The sequence below is a fragment of the Curtobacterium sp. MCLR17_040 genome, from assembly GCF_003234735.1.
Classification (GTDB): domain Bacteria; phylum Actinomycetota; class Actinomycetes; order Actinomycetales; family Microbacteriaceae; genus Curtobacterium; species Curtobacterium flaccumfaciens.
This window is the reverse complement of record NZ_QKTE01000016.1, coordinates 32,546-53,332: the sequence shown is the minus strand read 5'-3', so window position 1 is coordinate 53,332 and position 20,787 is coordinate 32,546. Positions and strand designations below refer to the sequence as shown.

The 20,787-nt window shown below is 71.4% G+C and carries 17 protein-coding genes; 5 read left to right on the top strand and 12 right to left on the bottom strand.

The genetic code is table 11. The annotated features are described in order from the left end of the window. Positions 1 to 35: 35 nt before the first annotated feature. The 7 genes from rhaI to DEJ01_RS13475 form a co-directional block, all read right to left on the bottom strand. Positions 36 to 1,208 (bottom strand): L-rhamnose isomerase, encoded by a 1,173-nt coding sequence (gene rhaI / locus DEJ01_RS13505; RefSeq protein ID WP_111093298.1) that lies wholly within the window; start codon positions 1,206 to 1,208, stop codon positions 36 to 38. Positions 1,209 to 1,376: 168 nt separating this feature from the next. Beyond that, entirely contained in the window at positions 1,377 to 3,695 is a 2,319-nt protein-coding gene (locus DEJ01_RS13500) for a family 78 glycoside hydrolase catalytic domain (protein WP_111093297.1), read from the bottom strand. Positions 3,696 to 3,814: 119 nt separating this feature from the next. After that, complete coding sequence (locus tag DEJ01_RS13495; protein ID WP_111093296.1) at positions 3,815 to 4,693, bottom strand: carbohydrate ABC transporter permease; 879 nt, start codon at positions 4,691 to 4,693, stop codon at positions 3,815 to 3,817. Beyond that, positions 4,690 to 5,622: a carbohydrate ABC transporter permease gene (locus DEJ01_RS13490; RefSeq protein ID WP_241660435.1), complete on the bottom strand. Its 933-nt coding sequence runs from the start codon at positions 5,620 to 5,622 to the stop codon at positions 4,690 to 4,692. Before DEJ01_RS13490 ends, DEJ01_RS13495 begins: the two co-directional genes overlap by 4 nt. Before the next feature lie 5 nt (positions 5,623 to 5,627). After that, entirely contained in the window at positions 5,628 to 6,947 is a 1,320-nt protein-coding gene (locus tag DEJ01_RS13485) for an ABC transporter substrate-binding protein (RefSeq protein WP_111093295.1), read from the bottom strand. 579 nt (positions 6,948 to 7,526) lie between these two features. Then, complete coding sequence (locus DEJ01_RS13480) at positions 7,527 to 8,630, bottom strand: LacI family DNA-binding transcriptional regulator (RefSeq protein ID WP_111093294.1); 1,104 nt, start codon at positions 8,628 to 8,630, stop codon at positions 7,527 to 7,529. Between the two features lie 43 nt (positions 8,631 to 8,673). Further along, positions 8,674 to 9,684, bottom strand: a complete 1,011-nt coding sequence (locus DEJ01_RS13475; protein ID WP_111093293.1) for a LacI family DNA-binding transcriptional regulator — start codon at positions 9,682 to 9,684, stop codon at positions 8,674 to 8,676. A gap of 247 nt (positions 9,685 to 9,931) precedes the next feature. On the opposite strand from DEJ01_RS13475, the gene DEJ01_RS13470 reads away from it, so the two are divergent. The 4 genes from DEJ01_RS13470 to DEJ01_RS13455 all read left to right on the top strand — a co-directional run bounded on the left by DEJ01_RS13470 (position 9,932) and on the right by DEJ01_RS13455 (position 13,843). After that, complete coding sequence (locus tag DEJ01_RS13470; protein ID WP_220034902.1) at positions 9,932 to 11,287, top strand: MFS transporter; 1,356 nt, start codon at positions 9,932 to 9,934, stop codon at positions 11,285 to 11,287. Continuing rightward, positions 11,284 to 11,625, top strand: a complete 342-nt coding sequence (locus tag DEJ01_RS13465; protein WP_111093292.1) for an L-rhamnose mutarotase — start codon at positions 11,284 to 11,286, stop codon at positions 11,623 to 11,625. The genes DEJ01_RS13470 and DEJ01_RS13465 overlap by 4 nt, the downstream gene beginning before the upstream one ends. A 25-nt stretch (positions 11,626 to 11,650) precedes the next feature. Continuing rightward, a complete protein-coding gene (locus tag DEJ01_RS13460; protein WP_111093291.1) occupies positions 11,651 to 12,583 on the top strand; it encodes a metallophosphoesterase in 933 nt (310 codons plus the stop codon). A gap of 198 nt (positions 12,584 to 12,781) precedes the next feature. Beyond that, entirely contained in the window at positions 12,782 to 13,843 is a 1,062-nt protein-coding gene (locus tag DEJ01_RS13455) for an NADP-dependent oxidoreductase (protein ID WP_051596869.1), read from the top strand. 52 nt (positions 13,844 to 13,895) lie between these two features. Here the strand turns inward: DEJ01_RS13455 and DEJ01_RS13450 are convergent, their stop codons facing one another. The 3 genes from DEJ01_RS13450 to DEJ01_RS13440 are packed head-to-tail and all read right to left on the bottom strand — an operon-like array spanning position 13,896 to position 16,793. Then, positions 13,896 to 14,756 carry an ABC transporter permease gene (locus DEJ01_RS13450; protein WP_027466217.1) on the bottom strand — a complete coding sequence of 287 codons (861 nt, stop codon included), beginning with the start codon at positions 14,754 to 14,756 and terminating at the stop codon, positions 13,896 to 13,898. Beyond that, positions 14,743 to 15,720, bottom strand: a complete 978-nt coding sequence (locus DEJ01_RS13445; RefSeq protein ID WP_111093290.1) for an ABC transporter ATP-binding protein — start codon at positions 15,718 to 15,720, stop codon at positions 14,743 to 14,745. Before DEJ01_RS13445 ends, DEJ01_RS13450 begins: the two co-directional genes overlap by 14 nt. Then, positions 15,717 to 16,793 carry an outer membrane lipoprotein carrier protein LolA gene (locus DEJ01_RS13440; protein ID WP_146247623.1) on the bottom strand — a complete coding sequence of 359 codons (1,077 nt, stop codon included), beginning with the start codon at positions 16,791 to 16,793 and terminating at the stop codon, positions 15,717 to 15,719. Before DEJ01_RS13440 ends, DEJ01_RS13445 begins: the two co-directional genes overlap by 4 nt. Before the next feature lie 125 nt (positions 16,794 to 16,918). On the opposite strand from DEJ01_RS13440, the gene DEJ01_RS13435 reads away from it, so the two are divergent. After that, the gene (locus DEJ01_RS13435) at positions 16,919 to 18,400 is read left to right on the top strand and encodes an FGGY-family carbohydrate kinase (RefSeq protein ID WP_111093288.1); all 1,482 of its coding nucleotides are present in this window, start codon (positions 16,919 to 16,921) and stop codon (positions 18,398 to 18,400) included. A gap of 97 nt (positions 18,401 to 18,497) precedes the next feature. Here DEJ01_RS13435 and DEJ01_RS13430 read toward each other — a convergent pair whose 3' ends face one another. Then, positions 18,498 to 18,980: a ribose-5-phosphate isomerase gene (locus tag DEJ01_RS13430; RefSeq protein ID WP_111093287.1), complete on the bottom strand. Its 483-nt coding sequence runs from the start codon at positions 18,978 to 18,980 to the stop codon at positions 18,498 to 18,500. Further along, positions 18,977 to 20,716: a dihydroxyacetone kinase family protein gene (locus tag DEJ01_RS13425; RefSeq protein WP_111093286.1), complete on the bottom strand. Its 1,740-nt coding sequence runs from the start codon at positions 20,714 to 20,716 to the stop codon at positions 18,977 to 18,979. The genes DEJ01_RS13430 and DEJ01_RS13425 overlap by 4 nt, the downstream gene beginning before the upstream one ends. Between the last annotated feature and the right edge of the window lie 71 nt (positions 20,717 to 20,787).

Sequence of the window (20,787 nt, the reverse complement as noted above, 5' to 3'; positions counted from 1 at the left end):
GGTCCACCCGTGCCTCCACTGTGTTCGTCATGTTCCTACGCGCCCCAGCCGGCCTGGACGCCGCCGACGCGGTCCTCGGCGATGGACTGCTGGTAGCCCGAATCCAGGTACGCGCGCATCGGGTTCGCCGGCAGCCCGCGGGACTCGCGCCACTCGGCCAGGTCCTTCCGGACGTCGGTCTGGTATGCGTCCATGAAGACCTCGTTGGCACCGAGGACGTCGTGGGCCTCTTGCGCGGCGGTCAGTGCGACGCGGTCGAGGAGCAGTGCGCGGGCCGTCATCTCCTGCACGTTGAGCACCGAGCGGATCTGGCCGGGGATCTTGTCCTCGATGTTGTGGCACTGGTCGAGCATGAACGCGACGTCGGGGTTGTCGTACCCGCCGCCGCGGATGACCTCGACCAGGATCCGGAACAGCTGGAACGGGTCCGCTGCCCCCACGATCAGGTCGTCGTCGGCGTAGAAGCGCGAGTTGAAGTCGAAGGAACCGAGCTTGCCGAGGCGCAGGAGCTGCATCACGATGAACTCGATGTTCGTGCCGGGGGCGTGGTGGCCGGTGTCGAGGCAGACCATCGCTTTCGGCCCGAGTGCCGCCGTCTGCACGTAGCTGGTACCCCAGTCGGGAACGTCCGTGTGGTAGAACGACGGCTCGAAGAACTTGTACTCGAGCACGAGCCGCTGGTCGGCACCGAGGCGGTCGTAGATCGTGCTGAGCGACTCGTGCAGACGGTCCTGGCGGGAGCGCATGTCCTCCTGCCCCGGGTAGTTCGAGCCCTCGGCGAGCCAGATCTTCAGGTCGCGGCTCCCGGTGGCGTCCATCACGTCGATGCAGCGCAGGTGGTGGTCGATCGCCTTCTGCCGGATCGTCTCGTCGACGTGGGTCAGGGCGCCGAACTTGTAGTCGTCGTCCTGGAACGTGTTCGAGTTGACGGTGCCGAGCGACACCCCGTGCTCCTCGGCGTGGCGCTTGAGGTCGGCGAAGTCGTCCACCAGGTCCCACGGGATGTGCAGTGCGACGGTGGGCGCCAGGCCGGTGTACTCCTGCACCTGGGCGGCGTCGGCGATCTTCTCGTACGGGTCGCGCGGGGTGCCCGGCGTGCTGAACACCTTGAAGCGGGTGCCGGAGTTGCCGAAGGCCCAGCTGGGCAGCTCGATCTGCTGTCGTGCCAGCTGGTTGGCGATGCCGGCGAAGCTCGGGGTCGATGTCATCGTGTCACTTCCTCGTGTGCGATTGAATCGTTTCATACAGTACGGCGCGCGGCGGTCTGCCGCAACCGTGGTGCCGCGGGTGCTGTGGGCGGGGCGGGGAACCAGGTTCCGGACACAGCACCACGCACTTCCGCGGTGTTGTGTCCGGAACCTGGTTCCGGCAGACCCCTACGCGGCGGGGACCGCGGCGGGTGCGCGGAGGGCGTGCGTTCCGCCGCCGAGCCGCTGCTCGGGGGCACCCGGCAAGCGCACCACCGCGGTCACGCCCTCGGGCACGGTCGCCCGGACGCGCAACTCCCCGTCGACGAGCTCCCACCGCACTGCGACGTGCCCGTGCACGGTGTCGAGCGAGGTCTCCGCCCACGTCAGCCCACCGCCCGGCTGCGGCGCGATGAGCACGGACTCGTACCCCGGCGACAGCGGCGACAGACCACCCACCACCCGGTGCATCCAGTCCGCCACGGCACCGAGTGCGTAGTGGTTGAACGAGGTCATCTCACCCGGGTTGATCGTGCCGTCCGGCAGCATCGAGTCCCAGCGCTCCCACACCGTCGTCGCGCCCATCGTCACCGGGTACAGCCACGACGGGCACTCCGTCTGCAGCAGCAGCCGGTAGGCGTCCTCCAGGTGGCCGGTCTGCGTCAGCGCGTCTGTGATGAAGGGCGTTCCCGCGAAGCCCGTCGAGATCCGGTAGCCGGACGCCTCGACCAGCTCGGCGAGACGCTCGCCGGCCACGGCCTGCTCCTGCTCGGACAGGATCCCGAACACGATCGCCAGTGTGTACACCGTGGTCGCGTCCGACAGGATCCGCCCGTCGTCCTGCAGGTAGTGGGTGCGGAACCCGGCCTGGAGGCGCGTGGCGAGTTCCCGGAACTCCGCTGCTTCCGCCTCGTGACCGCCCAACAGCTCCGCCGCGTCCGCCACGATCGTCGCGGACCGGTAGGCGCAGATCGTCGCGACGACGCCCTTGTCGGCCTTCGCGTCGGCCGGGGCCTCGGGCGGGGCATCCGGGTCGAGCCAGTCGCCGAACTGGAACACGGTGTCCCACAGGTCCTCCGGGGACAGGTGGTCACGGACCCGGCGCAGGTGTGCGGCCATCGAGTCGAACTGCTCCTCGAGCACCGCGGTGTCGCCGTACGCCTGGTACAGGGTCCACGGCACCCAGACCCCGGCGTCCGACCAGACGGCGGTCGCATCGGGCGTACCGAAGTCCTCGGCGGGGGAGTACTTCAGCACGTCCGGCACCACGAACGGGATGACCCCGTCGGCGTGCTGCTGCTCGAGCCAGACGTCGCGCAGCCAGTCGGCCAGGAACGTCCGGGTGTCGAACAGGTACGAGGCCGTCGGGGCGAACGCGGCGATGTCGCCCGTCCAGCCGAGTCGCTCGTCGCGCTGCGGGCAGTCCGTCGGCACGCTCAGGAAATTGCCCTGCATGCCCCGGACGACGTTGTCGTGGAAGGTGTTCAGCAGCTCGTGACTCGACGCGAACGTGCCGGTGCGGGTGAGGTCCGACCCGACCTGCACGGCGGTGACCGCTGCGCGGAGTTCGTCGTGCGTGCCCGGCCAGCCGTCGACCTGCGCGTACCGGAACCCGTGGAACGTGAACCGGGGCTCGAACGTCTCGGGCTCGTCGTCACCGCGCAGGGTGAAGTGGTCCGTCGCCTTCGCGGTGCGCAAGGGGCGGGTGCCGAGCTCGTCGTGCTCGAGCACCTCGGCGTGCTGCAGGGTGAGCACGGTGCCGGCCGGGCCGGTCGCGGTGACGCGGAGCCACCCGACCAGGTTCACGCCGAAGTCGAGCAGGGTCGCTCCCGACGGGCTCGTCCAGATCGCCACCGGGGCGATCTCGGCCAGCGGGCGCACCGGCGGCACCGTGTCGGCGACGAGTTCGCGCTCGCCGATGTCGACCGTGTGCACCGTGCTCGTCCGTCCCTGGTGCCCGTCGACGCTGGGCACGGTGACCTCGCCGGGCGTCAGGAACGAGCCGTCGCGGAGTCGGGCGTCGATGTCCTGCCCGTCGTAGAGCTGGTCGGCGGTGATCGCGCTCGACAGGGCCTGCCAGTCGGTGTCGGTCGTGACGTGCTGCTCGTGCCCGTCGGCGAAGGTGATCCGGAGTTCGGCGAACCCGGCGCGCTCGTCGGTGTACCAGCCACCGCCGCCGCCCCAGGCCAGGCGTCCGGCGGCCCAGCCGTTGCCGACGACGAGCGCGAGGACCGCCGGCTGCCCGGGGACCGTGTCCGTCAGGTGCTCGGTGACGTCGTGCGAGACGACGCGGATGCGCCACTCGTAGCTCGTCCACCCCGGTTCGAGCAGGTGGTCGGAGACGCGCTGCCCGCCGAGCCAGGCCTCGACGACGCCGAGGGCGCTGACGTCGAGGGTGGCGGCGGTGACGGCACCGTGGCCGTCGTCGAGGGTGAACTCCCGACGCAGGATCGGAGCGCTGCCGAGGTCCGTGTCGGCCGCGATGAACGGTGCGGTCCAGGTGGTCATGTGGTGGTCCTTTCACGCGACCGGTCGTCGTCGACCGGTGCGGGGGTCGTGGGCCCGACCGTCCGCCCGGGTGGGCGGTGTGGCGGAGGCGGGTCGCGCCTCCAGGCCGGGGTGGGCGGTCAGCCCTTTACGGCGCCGCTGGTCATGCCGGCGACGATCTGACGGTTGAAGAAGACGTAGAGGATCAGCGGCGGGATCGTGATGAGCAGCACGTCGGTGAACAGCAGGTTCAGCTGGCTGACCGACTGGCTCTGGAACGCGTAGAGCGTCTGCTGCACCGTCGCGTTCTCGGACCCCGGCAGGAAGTACAGCGGGTTGGTGAAGTCGTTGAAGACCGTCACCGACTGCACGAGCACGACCGTGATGATCACCGGCTTGAGCAGCGGCAGCACCACCCCGAAGAACAGGCGGATCGGGCCGGCACCGTCGAGCACGGCCGCCTCGTCGAGTTCCTTCGGGATCGTCGCGACGAACGCCCGGAACAGCAGGATGCAGAACGACAGGCCGAAGGTCGCCTCGATGAGGATCATCCCGCCCATGGTCTTGAACAGGTTGAGCCCCTGCAGCACCCAGATGGTCGGCACGATCGCCGGCGGCACGATGAGCCCCGCCAGCACGAAGAAGTTGATCAGGGCGTTCCACCGGCTCGGCCGCCGCTGCAGGACGTACCCGACCATCGCGGAGAACACGACCATGACGGTGACGCTGCCGACGGTGAGCAGGGCGCTGTTCCAGAACGCGCGGAGGATTCCGCCGTCGCCGCTCTGGAACACCGCCTGCAGGTTCTGCCACAGCTGCCAGTCGGTCGGCAGGCTGAAGCCGAGCTGGTTCGCCTCGGCCGGGTTCTTCGCCGCCTGGAGCAGGACGAAGACGAACGGCACCAGGAAGACGACGAAGCTGACGACGATGGCGATCGAGCCGATGATCCACCGGCGGGCGCGGCCGGGGTGGCGGGACCGCGTCGGGGTGCTGACGCGGGGGCTGGCGAGCGTGGTCACAGCTCTGCCTCCTTGCGGTTGAGGAGCCACGAGATCGGCACCATGATCGCGGTGACGACGACGAACAGGACCACGTTGCCGGCGGTGGACAGGCCGTAGAACCCGGCCTGGTACTGCTTGTAGATCACGCTCGCGATCACGTCGCTCGTGAACCCCGGCCCGCCGCCGGTCATCGCCCAGATCAGGTCGAACGACCGCAGGCCGCCGATGAGCGACAGGATGATGACGGTGCCCATCGCGGGGCGGGACAGCGGCAACGTGATGTTCCGGAAGATCGACCACGCGCTCGCGCCGTCGACCCGTGCCGCCTCGAAGTACTCCTGCGGGATCGCCACGATGCCGGCGATGAAGATGAGCGTCGCGATGCCGACGCCCTTCCAGACGTCCACCGCTGCGACGCTCCACAGGGCGAGCGCCGGGTCGGTCAGCCACCCGGGGGTGGGCAGGCCGACCGAACCCAGCACGCCGTTGATGATCCCGTGGAACGGGTCCATCAGCGCCTTGAACGTGATGCCGATGCCGATGGTCGACACGAGCACCGGGAAGAACACGACCGCCCGCAGGTAGCCGCGCCCCAGCACGGGCGACGTGAGGAGCAGGGCGAGGGCGAGTCCGAGGACCACCTTCGCCGCGCTCGTCACGAAGCCGTACTGGAAGGTGTGCACGAACCCGGAGACGAGCTGCGGGTCCTGGAAGAACCGGACGAAGTTGTCGAAGCCGATGAAGGTCTGGTCGAACAGTGTCCAGCGGGTGAGCGAGAAGTAGAACCCGGCGAAGGTCGGGACCGCGAAGAACACGACGTACAGCGCGATCGCGGGGATGAAGAACCACGCGGGGTAGAACGAGCGCATCCGCTTGCGCGCTGGTCCGGGGCGGCCGGCCTTGCGTGTCTGCGGCGGGGCCACCGCCGTCGTGAGGGTCGCGGTCACGCCGATCACCAGCCCTTGATGCCGAGCTGCTGTGCCTGCTGGACGACGTCGTCGTCGTACTGGTCGGCGCCCTTGCTCGCGGTGGTGATGCCCGAGCCGACCTGCACGCAGATCTTCTCGAGGTTCGGGCCCTTGATCGGGGACAGGAACTCGAGCGCGGGGCTCGCCTTGCCGTCGTCCAGGTACTGCTGCAGGTCGTCGATCATCGGGGGCACGTCGTCCGGCAGCGAGCAGGTCGAGATGACGTACGGGCCGGCGGGGGTGCCGGTGTCGTTCTGCACCTGGCAGCCCTCGGTGGAGTTCGCGAAGGCGACGAACTTCTTCGCGGCCGCCAGCTTGTCGCCCGTGGTCGTCTTCGGGATGTACAGGCCGTTCGGCTCCCAGATCGTCAGGTTCGTGTCCGCGGCGTCCTCGGCCGGCAGGGCGAACGCGCCGATCTCGTCGACGGCGTCGGGGGAGTCCTGCTGGATCGCCGAGATCGCGTTCGTGAGCATCGGGTACTGCGCGCCGGTGCCGTCGGCCAGCATCTTCAGGCCGTTCGCCTGCGTGGCCGAGGCGTAGTCCTCGTTGTAGAGGTCCTTGTCCTTGCCCTCGGCGAGGTGCTCGAACCCGGCGAGAGCGGGTTCGTCGGCGTAGGACTCCTTGTTGGCGGTGTAGTCGTCCGCCCACTTGTCGTCCTGCGCGGTGATGTTCGCGAAGTCGCCGAGGACGAAGAGCTGGCTGGTCCAGGTGTCGCCGTAGGTCTGGATGATCGGGGCGACGTCCCCGGCGTCCTTGATCTTCTCGCTGTTGCTGATGAACTCGTCCCACGTGGTCGGGACCTTGAGGCCGAGGTCGTCGTAGACCTTCGTGTTGTAGAGCACCGCGCCGCCGAAGCTCGTGCCGAACGGGGCGCCGTACATGCCCTTGTCGGTGCTGACGACCTTGGTGAACTGCGGGTCGACGTCACTCGCCCACTTCTCGTCGGACAGGTCCACCAGGGTGTTGTCCGGGTTGAGGGCCTGCATGAGCGAGCCGGAGTTGTAGTTGAAGACGTCGGCGGCCTCGCCGGTCGACAGCCGGGTCTTGATCAGGTTGTCGCCGTCGGTGCCCTGGGGTCGGGTGTCGAACTTGACGGTGATGTCGGGGTTGGCCTTCTCGAAGGCCTCGATGAGCGGCTTCGCGGTGGCCGCGGTGGCCGGGGCGTTGTCGGCCTGGTAGGTGATCTCGACCTTGCCGCCGCCTTCGTCGGCGGAGCCGCCGGACGAGCACGCTGCGAGCCCGCCGATCAGGACCGTCGCGCCGCCGATGGCGATCGCGCGCTTGGTCACGGAACGAACTGACATTCCTTACCTCCTCGTAAGGCCCGGGGCTGGGGTACCCCGGGTGAAACGGACCCGGATCCCGCGCCGTCGCGGGGTCCGGTTACTGCGTTTTAGAACGTTTCAATCAGGATGGAACCACGAGGATTGAAGCGTGTCAATCGCTGTGCCGATTTCGTTACGCGCAGCTCGTTCGCTCGCTCGTCGTTTGGCGTTCGGTGCGAGGTTCAACACTCGGTGACGGGCGCGCGGGCTCGCACGGAGTGCGCAACCTCGCACCGAGCCGACGCGCGGTGCTGCACCGTGCGGTGGTCGCGCCGCCCGCCGGCCGGGAGGCCCGTACCGGCCCCGCCCCGCGCCTCCCGTCCGGTGCGCGGTCGCGTCCGCGGGCCCGCATCGCCTCGTGCGCGCCGGCCCAGCCCGGCAGCCCGCTGCCCGCTGCCCGCAGCCCGCGGCCCGCAGCCCGCTGCCCACTGTCCGCGGCCCACTGTCCGCGAAAGCGACAGTGTGCCGCCGAACGTTCGCGCCGATCTGTCGCTCTCGCGGACCGGACGCGGCGACGACCCGCGGATGTGTCGCTTTCGCGGGTTGGTCCGCCGCCGGTCAGGCCTCGGTACGCCTCGGGTCGCTCGGTGTCGTGCCCGCGACGGCTGCGGCGGCGGCTGCTGCGGCCGCGCCCTCGCGACCGAGCGTGCTCTCGCGCGGCACCAGCTCGCTGCCGAGCACGACGGTCCGGTGCACGTGCATCGGGTCGGTGAGCTCCTCGAGCAGCAGTTCCACCGCAGCCGCACCCATCTCCGAGCCGTGCATCGTCACCGAGGTCAGCGGCACCGCACCACCCCACGCCACGGAGTTGTGGTCGCAGCCCGACACGGGGATGTCCTCGGGGACGCGGATCCCGGCGGCCCGGAGTTCGGAGACGACGGCCATCGCGAGCAGGTCGGTCACACCCAGTACCCCGTCGGGGCGTTCGTCCGCGGGCATCCGCGCGATGCGGAGCCCGGCGTCGGTGCCTCCGGGAGGGTCGATGTCCCCGGCGTCGACGTCGACGAGTTCGACCCCCGGGTGCGCCGCGACGGCCCGCAGCACGCCGGCCCGTCGGCGGTCGACGGGCTGCAGGTCCGGACGGGCGCTCACGAACCCGATGCGTCGGCAGCCGCGGTCGATCAGGTGCTCGGTCGCCAGGAACCCGGCCTGCTCGTTGTCCACGACCACCGCACACGCGTCGAGCTCGGTCGGTTCGTAGTTGACGTACACGACGGGTCGGCCGTGGCGCCGCGCGGCCTCGACCTGGTCGCGGGACTCCGTCATCGAGGCGAGCAGGATCCCCGACACCCGGGCGCTCTCGAGGTAGGCGAGGTGTTCGCCCTGCGCCTGCAGGTCGTCCTCGCTGCTGGCGATCAGCAGGGTGAAGCCGCGTTCCCGGGCGGCCAGCTGCGCGCCGTTGACCATGTCGCTGAACAGGGAGTTCCGCAGTGACATCACGACCAGACCGATCGCGCGCGTGCTGCCGGACACCAGGGCCCGGGCGTTGCGGTTCGGCGTGTACCCGAGTGCGTCGATCGCGTCCCGCACGCGTGCGGCGGTCGCGTCGGCGACCCGCTCGGGGTGGTTCAGGACGTTCGAGACCGTGGCGAGCGAGACGCCGGCTCGGGCTGCGACGTGGTGCACGCTCGGCGGACCGTCGCGCCGGGGGACATGCACCATGCTCCGATCGTAGGCGGCGGGGGAGCCGTGTCCGGACCGGGCCCTAGGCGTCGGCGACGGAGGACTGCCGCACCACGAGCTCCGGTGTGAACTCCACGTGCTCGAGGTCGATGTCCTGCCCCTGCTCGACCTGCTTCGTCAGGAGTTCGATCGCGCGGCGCCCGAGGTCCTGCGCCGGCTGCCGCACGGACGTCAGCGGGACCACCGCGGACTCGGCGAATGCGATGTCGTCGTACCCGACGATGGCGATCTGCTCGGGCACCGCGATGGTGCCGCGCATGATGAAGGCCTGTTCGAGCCCGACGGCGAGCAGGTCGTTGGCGGCGAAGACGGCGTCCGGGCGATCGGCGGCCGGGCGGGCCTGGATCGCTTCGCCGATGCGGCGCCCTTCGAGCACGGACAGCGAGGTGGTCGGCAGGGCTTCGAGCCGGATGCCCGCGGCCTGGGCGGCGGCGAGTGCCCCGGTGTGCCGGTCGGCGACCTGGCGGATGCCGAACGGCCCGCCGACGAAGGCGATGTGGGTGCGGCCGATCGCCGCGAGGTGCTCGACCGCGATGCGGCCGCCGGCGACGTCGTCGACGGAGACCGAGGCGAAGTGCTCGTCGTCGGCGCGACGGTCCACCAGCACCACCGCGGTGCCCTGGTCACGCAGCCGCGCGAGGCGGGACAGGTCGTCGCCGGCGGGCGAGATCAGGAGTCCGGCGACCCGGCGTTCCTCGAACAGGTCGACGTAGGTGCGTTCACGGTCGGTCGACTCGTCGGAGTTGCCGATCAGCACCGCGAGGCCGTTGTCCATCGCGGCGTCCTCGGCACCCCGGGCGACGTCGGTGAAGAACGGGTTGCCGCCGTCGAGCACGATGAGGCCGACGGTGGAGCTGCGTCCGGCCCGGAGCTGCCGTGCGGAGTCGTTGCGGACGAACCCGAGCGTCGCGATCGCCGACTGCACGCGTTCCACCGTGCCGGGAGCGACCTTGTCGGGGCGGTTCAGCACGTTCGACACCGTGCCGAGGGACACGCCCGCGAGCGCTGCCACCTCTCGCACACTGACCGCCATGTGGCCATCCTGGCATCGGCGCGGTCCGCGCGGTCGGCCCGCGCCGTGATCTGTGGAAAACGCGGACGGGAGGCGCGGGGCGGGCCGGTACCGGGCCTCCCGTCCGTGGGGTGGTCGCGTCGACTGCCCGCGCACGGTGCGAGGACCAGCCCGACGAACCCGCCCTTGCCAGCGCGCACACCGGAGCGCTATCGTCCTCGTCGTCCCGTTGAAACGATTCACCGACGAACACGCGAACGGAGGACCAATGGCGGTCCGCATCGGAGCCCGGAACACCACGGGCTGGAAGGCCACCGTCTCGGTGGCCATGTCGAACTACATCGAGTCGGGGTCGATCATCGCGATCGCCACGAGCCTGAGCCTGTGGCAGGCGGAGTTCCGGATCGGGGACCTCGAGGTCGGCCTGCTCGCGAGCCTGTCCGCGAACGCCTTCGGTGCCGCCCTCGGCGCGATCGTCGGCGGACCGCTGTGCGACCGGTACGGCCGGAAGTTCATCTACACGTACGACCTGCTCCTCTACATGCTCGGCATCCTGCTCGCGGTGTTCGCCGGCAGCTACGGCATGCTCCTGGTCGGCTTCATCCTGACCGGCATCGCCGTCGGTGCGGGTGTGCCGGCGAGCTGGACCTACATCGCCGAGCAGGCCCCTGCGGACAAGCGCGCGGCCCACGTCGGCACGGCACAGCTCGCGTGGTCGATCGGGCCGATGGTCGGGTTCGCCCTGGCGATCGCCGCCGCCCCGCTCGGTCTGCTCGGGAGCCGCCTCATCTTCGCCCACCTGTTCGTCGTCGCCGCGATCGTGTGGTGGCTCCGCCGCGGGCTGCCCGAGTCGGCGATCTGGAAGGACGAGCGCGCGGCCACCGGCACGGCGAACTTCTTCCACGGGATCACGCAGCTGTTCAGCCGCCGGAAGAACCTGACCGCGATGCTGTTCCTGTTCGGTGTCTACGCGCTCTGGAACACCGTCGCCGGGCAGGCCGGCATCTTCCAGCCCCGGGTGTACGCGGCGACCGGGGTCACGAGCGTCACCGAGCAGTACGGACTGCAGATCCTGGTCTGGGGCTGCACCGTGGCCGCGACGTACTTCGGCTTCATGCGGTACGCCGACCGGGTCAGCCGCCGCGCGCTCTACGCCGCCGGGGCCGTGCTGGCGATCATCGCGTGGGCCGTCCTCATCTACGCGCCCGCCAACCTCGGCACCCTGCTGTTCTTCGCCGTGGCGTGGGGCATCTCGTCGGGCATCGGCGCGCAGGCGTTCTACGGCCTGTGGACGAGCGAGCTCTTCGCCACCCGGTACCGCGCCAGCGCCCAGGGCGTGCTGTTCCTGGCCGCCCGTGTCATGGTCGGCCTGCTGAGCATCTGGTTCCCGCTGCTGCTGTCGGACATCGGGCTGCGGGCCCTCGGCGGCCTGATCCTCGGGCTCCTCGCGCTGTCGTTCCTGGTCGGCACGATCTGGGCACCGAGGACGCAGGGCAAGACCCTCGAGGCGATCGAGGCCGAGCGCTACGGCACCGTCACCACCGTCACCGGGACGGTCCGCACCGCCGACGAGCGCAGCGTCCACGACGCCGAGCAGCGTCGCCGCGAACAGGCCGGCCGGTGACCCGCGTCTGCTTCCGGCTGCAGGTGCAGGTCGAGCTGCTCGACGCCTACCGCGGGCGGCACGGCGCCGTGTGGCCGGCGATGCTCCGGGCGATCGCGGCGGCGGGGCGGCGGAACTACTCGCTGTTCCTCGACGACGACGGACTGCTCATCGGGTACTACGAGACGGACTCGGTGGCCGATGCGGACGCCGCGCTCGCCGCGTCCGAGGTGGCCACGGCGTGGGAGGCGCACATGCAGGACCTCTTCGCCGGGGCCACCGGGCGCGCCGACCAGACGGCGCGGGTGCTGCCCGAGGTCTTCAACCTCGAGGACCAGCTCGCGGCAGCGCCGGACTGACGGGGGCCGTGGCTACCGTGGACGCATGCAGCCGCCAGCAGCCGGGACCCTCCGCATCCTCCACCTCTCCGACACCCACCTGACCGGCGACGGAGCCCTGCACCAGGGCGCGGTCGACACCACGGCCGCGCTCGAACGGCTGCTCGCCCACGTCGACGAGGTGCCCGGCATCGGGCTGGTGGTGGTCTCGGGCGACGTCTCCGAGGACGGCAGCCCCGAGTCCTACGCGATCGTGCGGGACCGCGTCGGCGGCTGGGCGGAGCGGCACGGAGCGGCCCTCGTCGCGGTGCCCGGCAACCACGACCTGCGCGAGGGCTTCCGGCAGGTCCTGGCGAACGGGCACGTCCTGGGCGAGGGCGGCACGGCGCTGCTGCACACGCTGGAGTACCTGCCGCCGACGGTGCCGGTCTCCGGGCAGTCGGTCGTCGCGGGTCGACGGATCGTGACCGTCGACACGAGCGTCCCGGGTGCCGGGTACGGCGAGCTCAGCGACACGGCGCTCGAGCACCTGCGCACGGCCCTCGCCGAAGACGCCCACAGCGGCCCGGACGACGCCCCGCACGGCACCGTCGTCGTCCTGCACCACCCACCGCTGCCCGCCCCGACCGAGCTGCACGAAGCCCTCCGCCTGCAGAACCCCGAGGCGCTCGCCGACGTCATCCGCGGTTCCGACGTGCGGGTCGTCCTCGCCGGCCACTACCACCACCACTTCGCCGGGTCGCTCGCCGGCGTCCCGGTCCTCGTCGCCCCCGGTGTCGCGAACGACACCGACGTCGTCGGCCCGTACGACGAGGAATCCGCCGTCGTCGACAGCGGCGCGCTCGTCGTCGACGTCGCCGCGGACGGCTCGGTCTGGTCGACACCGGTCCGCGTGCCCCGGGGCGACGCCGACCCGCGGGCGTTCCGCCTGGACCCCGAGACGGTCCGCGCCGTCATCGCGGCGGCCGGCAAGCACTGAGCCCGGTTGCGTCGGCTCCACGCGTGGGCCCCACGCGCGGTGGACGCGCGTGACGGCGGCCTGGAGGCCCGTGGCGGCGCCGCCACGGGCCTCCAGTCCGTCGTCTGGTCACGTCCACAGCCGCGGTACCCCACGTCTTCGGGTTGCGTGCGGGAACACCGAGTAGCACGGACGCACACCTGGAGCGAAGGAGCACCCATGCGAGTCGGCAGTGCAGTGCAGTACGACCGGTACGGCGACTTCGACGTCGTCGAGCTCGTCCCCCAGCAGAAGCCCGAGGCCGGACCGGGCGAGATCGTCGTCGAGATCGTGGCCGCGGGCCTGAACCACATCGAGCGGTTCCTGCGCGAGGGGAAGCTCCGCGACCACGTCGACCTCGAGTTCCCCGCACACCAGGGCGTCGACTTCGCCGGCATCGTGCGCGCGCGGGGCGACGGCGTGAAGGACCTCCGCATCGGCGACGAGGTGATGGGACACGCGCCGACCGGCGGCGCCCACGCCACCTGGATCGCGGTGCCGCGCGGCGCCGTCATCAAGAAGCCGGAGCACGTCGGGTGGGAGGTCGCCGGCGGCCTGTACCTGGCGGGCTGCACCGCGGTGTCGGTCGTCCGGTCGCTCCGGCTCGGACCGCAGGACACCGTCGTGATCTCGGCCGCAGCCGGTGGCGTCGGACACATCGAGTGCCAGCTGGCGCACGACGCCGGCGCGACCGTGATCGCCCTCGGCAGCCCCCGCAACCACGACTACCTGCGACAGATCGGCACGCTGCCCGTCGCCTACGGTGAGGGCGAGGAAGACCGTATCCGCGACATCGCCGACGGCCGGCCGATCACCGCGTTCATCGACAACCACGGCGAGAGCAACGCCGAGCTGCTGGCCGAACGGCTCGGCGTCGGCCAGGAGCGCTTCGTGTCGTCCGAGGAGCGCCGGGACATCGAGGTCCGGTTCCTCCGTGCACCCGCCGAGGACGAGGAGACGCGCGAGCTGCTCACCCTGCTGGCGAAGGCCGTGCAGGACCGTCGCGTGCAGGTGCTGATCTCGGGCTTCTACCCGTTCGAGTACATCGTCGAGGCCTACGAGGACCTGGCCGAGATGAAGTCCCGCGGCAAGGTCGTGATCGGGATGCAGACGGTGGAGACCGGGGCGCGGCTCGACTGGTACCGCTCCGAGAAGGCCCGTGACCTGCGTGACCGGTACGCCGATGCGCGGGGGACCGACACGGAGACGATGGCCGGCGGATCGGCGTCGCCCGCGAGCTGAGCGAGCTGCCCGTCGCAGGGGCCCGACACCTTCGTGTCGGGCCCCTGCGACGTCAGCTCAGGATGTCCTTGGAGGCGAACCGGCTGTACGCCAGCGCCCCGAACACCACGACGTACCCGAGCTGCAGCACCGCGTTCGACCCGAACGAGTCGAACGAGATCGGGTCGCGCAGCAGATCGCCGAACCCGAGCCACTGGTGCGAGAACAGGAACGGGTGCAGCCAGTCGAGCTGGGGGAGCTGGTCGAGCACCTGCGACGCCCCGGCGAGCACGACCGTCGCGGCCATCGCGCCGACCGGCACGTTCGTCAGCGTCGACGTGAACATGCCGATCGCCACGAGCCCGAGCATCGACATCGCGACGTACAGCGCGAGCAGCAGGGCGCGGCCGGCGTACGACCAGCCGCCCACCTGGGTGCCGGAGAGCAGCGTGACGGGGCCGATCGGGAACAGCACGGCGCCGATCGCCGCACCGACCAGCACCACCAGCAGCGTCGCGGCCAGGCAGAACGCGACGGCACCGGCGAACTTCACCAGGATGAACCGCACGCGGCCCGTCGGTGCGACGAGCAGGTAGCGGATCGTGCCGTGGCTGGCCTCGCCCGCGACGGTGTCCCCGGCGACCACGCCGACGGTCAGCGGCAGGAACAGCGGGATCGACACGGTCAGTGCGGTGAACGCGACGAACAGGCCGTTGTTGGTGATGTCGCCGAGGAACGCCGGCCCGCCGTCGTCGCCGTCGGTGGTGAGCTTCACGGCGACCGCGATCAGGATCGGCACGAGCGCGAGTGCCCCGAGCATCGCCCAGGTGCGGCGACGCCGGAACACCAGCGCGAGTTCGGAACCGAGCAGTGCGAACGGGCGCTGTCGGCGGCGGACGGGCAGGTCGCGCACGGCCGCGTCAGGCTGCGACATCGAATCCCTCTCCGGTGAGTGCGACGAACAGGTCCTCGAGGGTGCCGCTGCCCACCGTCAGGCCGCGCACGCGGACGTCGGCGCGCACGAGCTCCGCGGTGATCGTCTCGGGCAGCAGCGCGTTCGGCAGGTCGGCCACCAACACGTCGGCCCCGCCGTCGTGCCGCGGGGTGAGCCCGAGTCGGCTGAGGACGGTACCGGCCTGCCCGACGTCGGGTGTCCGCACGGTCACGGTCCGCGCCCCGGCCGCGCGCAGCTCGTCGAGGGGCCCCTGCGCGACGATCTTGCCCGTCCGCATGACGGCCGCGTGCGTGCAGACCTGTTCGATCTCGGCCAGCAGGTGGCTCGACACGAACACCGTGGTGCCGTCGTCGGCCAGGGAGCGGATGAGGTTGCGGACCTCGCGGGTGCCCTGCGGGTCGAGGCCGTTCGTCGGCTCGTCGAGCACCAGCAGGTCGCGCGGGGACAGCAGGGCGTTCGCGAGACCGAGTCGCTGCTTCATGCCGAGGGAGTACGCGTGCGCCTTCTTGTCGGCCGCGTGGGTCAGCCCGACGCGGTCGAGGGCACCGGCCACGCGGGCCTTGCGGGTACGCGGGTCCGACGTGGGGTCGGCGGCGTCGAAGCGCTGCAGGTTCGCCCGGCCGGACAGGTACGGGTAGAAGGCCGGCCCCTCGACGAGTGCACCGACGCGGGGCAGGACGTCGTGCAGCGCCCTCGGCATCGGTTCGCCGAGCAGCTCGATGGTGCCGCCGCTCGCGCTCGAGAGCCCGAGCAGCATCCGGATCGTGGTGGTCTTGCCGGAACCGTTCGGCCCGAGGAACCCGAACACCGCGCCGCGCGGCACCGCCAGGTCGATCCCGTCGACCGCACGCTGCTTGCGGAACACCTTCTGGAGGTCCGTGGTGCGGATCGCCAGGTCGGGTGCCGGCCCGGCCGTGCTCACCTGGTGGTCGTCCGCGCTCACTTCGCGGCGTCGACCAGGGAGGCGACCGGCACGGCACCCGCGAGCACGCGGCCGTCGTCGGTCAGGTAGACCGAGACGAGCGACGTCTGCACGGCACGGCCGCCGTCGACGGGCTTCGTCAGCTGGTCGAGCAGGCCCGAGGCCTCGCCCTCGAGCCCGGACCGGTCGACCGTACCCGCAGGGAGCTCGGCGATGGTGCTCCAGCCCGTGCCGGTGAAGGTCGGCTCGTCACCGCTCGGGGTGCCACGGTGGTCGCCGTGCTCGCCCTTCGCGTGGGATCCGGCGTCGGACAGGTCCTTCTCGGTGACCTTGGCGTTCGACGGCGGGGTGAAGTCGAAGAGCCGGGCCGCCGGGGCGCCGTAGTCGAGGCTCGTGAACCCGACCTGCACCGCGGGGTCGTCCGCGCCGGCGGCCTGGACGCTCGCGCGGAGCGGGAGTCCGGTCTGCTGGTCGACGGCCAGCCGGACGGCTCCGACGAGGGTGTCGGAGGACTTTGGCGTGAGGGTGATCTGCCAGGCGTCGTGTCCGGCGACGCTGACCTCGGTCGGCTTCGACACGGTGGTGGTCGGGGTGATCGCGTCGATGGCCTGCTTCGCGATGTCGGCCGGGGTGGTCGTGCCGCCCTGCGGGTCCTTCGCGGTGTCGCTCGGCAGCGTCACGTGCGTGGCCGTGCGCTCCTTCGAGTCCCAGGTCCAGACGTCCGAGCCGTTGCGGACGACGTCCTGCTCGGCGAGCTGCTGCGTCAGCTGGACGCGCTGCTTGTCGGGGCCGTCGACGTAGACACGGGCGGTGTGCGACGCGGTGAGCAGCCCGAGCACGTCGGAGGCGTCGCCCTCGAGCGAGGAGCCGCCGGACCCGGTGGGCAGTTCGGGGAGCCCGAGTGCGCTCGTCTGCGAGAGCTTGCCCGAGTACTGGGCGTCCGACGACTTCGCGATGCTGGCGATGACGGCCGCCGCGCTGGGGTTCGTCCCCGCGATCGGGTCGTTCGCGGCGTTCGCGATCATCGGGGCGGCAACGGCGCCGGCGACGACGACCGGTGCGATGACGGCTGGCAGCCAGGCTGACTTCTTCATCGGGTTCCCCTCGTGGAGCATTGGAGTCGTCGGTACCGTACGTCCGGCCCCCGACAGGCAGCTGGGCGTCGCTCGTAGACTCGTGGCGCGACCGGCGGCGGTCGTGTGGCGGCGAAGGAGGCGGCATGCGAGCGGTGCTCGGTCTGGACATCGGGACGTCGAGCACGAAGGCGTTGCTGGCCCGGTTCGACGGCACCGTGCTCGCCGAGGTGAGCCGTCGCCACGAGGTCGACCGCCCCGAGCAGGGCCTCGTCGAGATGGACTCCGACGTCTGGTGGGAGGAGTTCACCGCCCTCACCCGCTCCCTGCTCGACCGCGTGCCCGACGTCGAGGTGCAGGCGGTCGGCGTGAGTGGCATCGGACCGTGTGCGCTGCTGACCGACGTCGACGGTGCGCCGCTCGGTCCGGCGATCCTGTACGGCATCGACACACGCACGGCGGAGCTGCTCGACGACGTCGCGGCCGAGCTCGGCGGCGAGGACGCGATCCGGGCCCGCTGCGGGTCCGCCCTGAGCACCCAGGCCGCCGGCGTGAAGCTCGCCTGGCTCGCCCGGCACGAACCCGACGTCTGGGCGCGGGCTGCCCGGTTCACGATGCCGTCGTCCCGCGTGGTCGAGCGGCTGACGGGCGAGTACGTCCTCGACCACCACTCGGCCAGTCAGACGACACCGCTCTACGACGTGCACGCGAACCGGTGGATCCCGGAGTGGTGCGACCGGCTGGCACCCGGTCTCGCCATGCCGCGCCTGCTGTGGTCGGGCGACCAGGCGGGCGTCGTGACGCCCGAGGCGGCCGCGGCCACGGGCCTCCCGGCCGGCATCCCCGTGACGGCCGGGACCATCGACGCCTGGGCGGAGGGCGTGAGCGTCGGCGAATCCGTGCCGGGCCGGATGTTCCTGCAGTACGGCACCACGATGTTCATGATCGTGCCGACGGCCGAACCCACGGCGGTGCCGGGGATGTGGACGACCGTCGGCACGCACCCGGGCCAGCCGAGCGTGTCCGGGGGGATGGCGACCTCCGGGGCGATCACGGACTGGTTGCGACGGCTGGTCGACGGCGAGTGGTCGACCATGCTCGAGGAAGCGCGGTGCTCCGGCATCGGGGCGAACGGGCTGCTGATGCTGCCGTACTTCGCGGGGGAGCGGACGCCGATCGCCGACCCCGACGCCCGCGGAGTGCTCGCGGGGCTGACGGTCCGGCACACGCGCGGGGACATCTACCGGGCGACGCTCGAGGCGACGGCGTACGCGGTACGGCACCACCTCGAGGCGCTGCGCGACGCCGGGGTCGAGGTCTGCGAACTCGTCGGGGCCGGCGGCGGGCTGCTCGGACGGCTGTGGCCCACGATCGTGTCGGACGTCACCGGGCTGCGGCAGACGGTGCCGAGCGTGACGATCGGTGCGTGCTTCGGCTCGGCGTACCTGGCTGCCGAGCTCGTCGCGGGGCCGGGCGACACCGTGGACATCGGTGCGTGGAACCCGCCGGCGACGGTGATCGAACCGGACCCTGCGGCGACCGCGGCGTACGAGGCCGGCTACCGGGACTACCGCGAGCTGTACGAGGCGACGAAGGCCGTCGTGCACCGCTTGGCCGCGCGCGGGTGAGCGGCGCGGGATGGCTCGCAAGACACCGGTGTTCGCGTGCCGAACACCCGAACGGGCGTGTTCAGCGCGCGAACACCGGTGTCGTGCGGAACCCTGCCTACGCCTGGGCGTCGACCCCGGCCGGTGCGCTGCCGTCGTACTCGCAGATGGCGTTGACCTTCTCGGCGCTGGCACTGGAACGGTCGAACTCGTAGCCGAGCCACTCCTTCGCCAGCCGACGGGCGAGCTCGACGCCGACGACACGCTGCCCCATGCAGAGCACCTGGGCGTCGTTCGACAGGATCGACCGCTCCACGCTGTACGAGTCGTGCGCGGTGACGGCACGGATGCCCGGCACCTTGTTCGCGCTGATCGCCACACCGAGGCCGGTGCCGCAGATCAGGATCGCCCGGTCGGCCTCGCCGCTCGCCACCAGGCGCGCAGCGTCCACGGCGACGTGCGGGTAGGCGGTGTGGCCGTCCGCGTCGACGCCGACGTCGGTGACGTCCGACACCCGGTCGTCGGCGAGCAGGTCGGCCTTGATGATCTCCTTGTAGTCGAACCCGGCGTCGTCGGACCCGATCACGAGACGGTACGTCATGCGTGTGTTCCTTCCTTGTCAGCACGGGCGGCGAGGACCTCGCCGATCCGCGTGAGGATCATCCCCATCGAGGTGGCACCCGCGTCGGGTGTCCCCAGGCTCTTCTCGGCCAGCGGCCTGGCCCGTCCGACCTTCGGCGTGAGGTCGGCGGTGGCCTCGGCCTGCTCGACCGCGACCCGCGCCGCGGTCTCCCACGCTGCCACGAGCGGTGCGCCGGTGTCGACGGCCCGGCGCAGTTCGTCCACGAACGGCAGCAGCGCGTCGAGCAGCGTCTTGTCCCCGCGGGACGCCCCGCCCAGGTGGACGATCGAGTCGGCGAAGGCCTGCGCCGCGTCGACGACGTCGGCGGCCTGGTACGACTCGCGGTCGTCGCCGAGGGAGCGGCCGAACGCCTCGAGTGCGGCGCCCCACAGGACACCGGAGGTGCCGCCCGCGAACGCGGCCCACGCGTCACCGGCGCGTCCGAGGACGAAGGCGACCCCTGTCTCCGGGCCGAGCCCGTCGACCGCCTTGCGCGCCGCACCGATCCCCTTGACCATGCCGCGGCCGTGGTCGCCGTCCCCGGCGACCGCGTCGATGCGGCCGAGCGTCTCCTCGTGCTCGCGCAGGAGCGCGTCCATCGCCTCGACGGCGGCTCGCGCCGTCTGCGCGGCCTGCCGGGAGGCATCGGTCGCCTCCGGCACGACCGTCGCCTCGTCCTCGGCGGCGTCCACCGCGTCGGCCGGCACGAGCGCCGCGACCGGCGCCGCCACCTTGCGGTACGCGGGCGTGTAGGCGTCGGCGCGCCAGAGCCGTTCGAGTTCGTCGTCGAGCCACTGCAGCGTCAGCGAGCAGCCGCCCATGTCGAGGCTCGTGACGAGTTCGCCGACCTCGGGTTCGACGACCTCGAGCCCCGCGTCCTGCAGCAGGGGCAGCACCCGGCCCCAGAGCAGGAAGAGTTCCTCGTACTTGGTGTCACCGAGCCCGTTGAGGATCGGGGCGACCCGGGAGCCGGCGGCTGCGGGGCGGTCGGTGAGCAGCCGTTCGGCGAGCAGGGACGCCAGGTCCGTCGCCCGGAGCAGCGGGACGTCCTGGATGCCCGGCTCGCCGTGGATGCCGAGCCCCAGGCCGAGGTGGCCGTCGGGGACGGTGAACAGCGGTTCGGTCGCGCCCGGCATGGTGCAGCCCGAGAACGCGACGCCGATGGTGCGGGTCGCGGCGTTCGACGCACGGCCGATCCGCTCGACCTCGTCGAGGTCGGCTCCCTCGGCAGCGGCGGCGCCCATCGCCTTGAAGACGGAGAAGTCGCCGGCGATGCCGCGCCGCTTCGTCTCGTCGTCGGCACTGGCGACGTCGTCGGTGACCACGACGATGCGGGTGTCGATGCCCTCGGCACGCAGCCGCTCGGCCGCGAGCCCGAAGTTCATGGTGTCGCCGGCGTAGTTGCCGAACGACAGCACGACACCGCGACCCTGGTCGGCGGCCTTGGCGACCGAGTAGACCTGCGCGGTCGACGGCGAGGTGAAGACGTTGCCGACGACGGCGCCGGTGGCGAAGCCCGGACCGACGACGCCGCAGAACGCGGGGTAGTGGCCGGAGCCGCCCCCGACGACGACGGCGACCTGCGGTGCGGCGCCCTCGGTGGGCAGGGTGACGACGCCGCCGTGGACGCCGCGGACCCGATCGGCGTAGAGCGCGAGCCAGCCGCTCAGCTGGTCTTCGGCGAACTCGTCCGGGTCGTCGTGGATCGTGGTCATGGTGCGGGTCCTCCGGGGATGGTGGTGGGTGGTGCACCGGGCGACGACGGGACGGCCGTCGTCGCCCGGAA

Bases quoted from the DNA above. Each gene is read 5' to 3' on its own strand.
- rhaI (WP_111093298.1), bottom strand. From the start codon at position 1,208: ATGACATCGACCCCGAGCTTCGCCGGCATCGCCAACCAGCTGGCACGA.
- DEJ01_RS13500 (WP_111093297.1), bottom strand. From the start codon at position 3,695: ATGACCACCTGGACCGCACCGTTCATCGCGGCCGACACGGACCTCGGC.
- DEJ01_RS13485 (WP_111093295.1), bottom strand. From the start codon at position 6,947: ATGTCAGTTCGTTCCGTGACCAAGCGCGCGATCGCCATCGGCGGCGCG.
- DEJ01_RS13480 (WP_111093294.1), bottom strand. From the start codon at position 8,630: ATGGTGCATGTCCCCCGGCGCGACGGTCCGCCGAGCGTGCACCACGTC.
- DEJ01_RS13475 (WP_111093293.1), bottom strand. From the start codon at position 9,684: ATGGCGGTCAGTGTGCGAGAGGTGGCAGCGCTCGCGGGCGTGTCCCTC.
- DEJ01_RS13470 (WP_220034902.1), top strand. From the start codon at position 9,932: ATGGCGGTCCGCATCGGAGCCCGGAACACCACGGGCTGGAAGGCCACC.
- DEJ01_RS13460 (WP_111093291.1), top strand. From the start codon at position 11,651: ATGCAGCCGCCAGCAGCCGGGACCCTCCGCATCCTCCACCTCTCCGAC.
- DEJ01_RS13455 (WP_051596869.1), top strand. From the start codon at position 12,782: ATGCGAGTCGGCAGTGCAGTGCAGTACGACCGGTACGGCGACTTCGAC.
- DEJ01_RS13450 (WP_027466217.1), bottom strand. From the start codon at position 14,756: ATGTCGCAGCCTGACGCGGCCGTGCGCGACCTGCCCGTCCGCCGCCGA.
- DEJ01_RS13440 (WP_146247623.1), bottom strand. From the start codon at position 16,793: ATGAAGAAGTCAGCCTGGCTGCCAGCCGTCATCGCACCGGTCGTCGTC.
- DEJ01_RS13435 (WP_111093288.1), top strand. From the start codon at position 16,919: ATGCGAGCGGTGCTCGGTCTGGACATCGGGACGTCGAGCACGAAGGCG.
- DEJ01_RS13430 (WP_111093287.1), bottom strand. From the start codon at position 18,980: ATGACGTACCGTCTCGTGATCGGGTCCGACGACGCCGGGTTCGACTAC.
- DEJ01_RS13425 (WP_111093286.1), bottom strand. From the start codon at position 20,716: ATGACCACGATCCACGACGACCCGGACGAGTTCGCCGAAGACCAGCTG.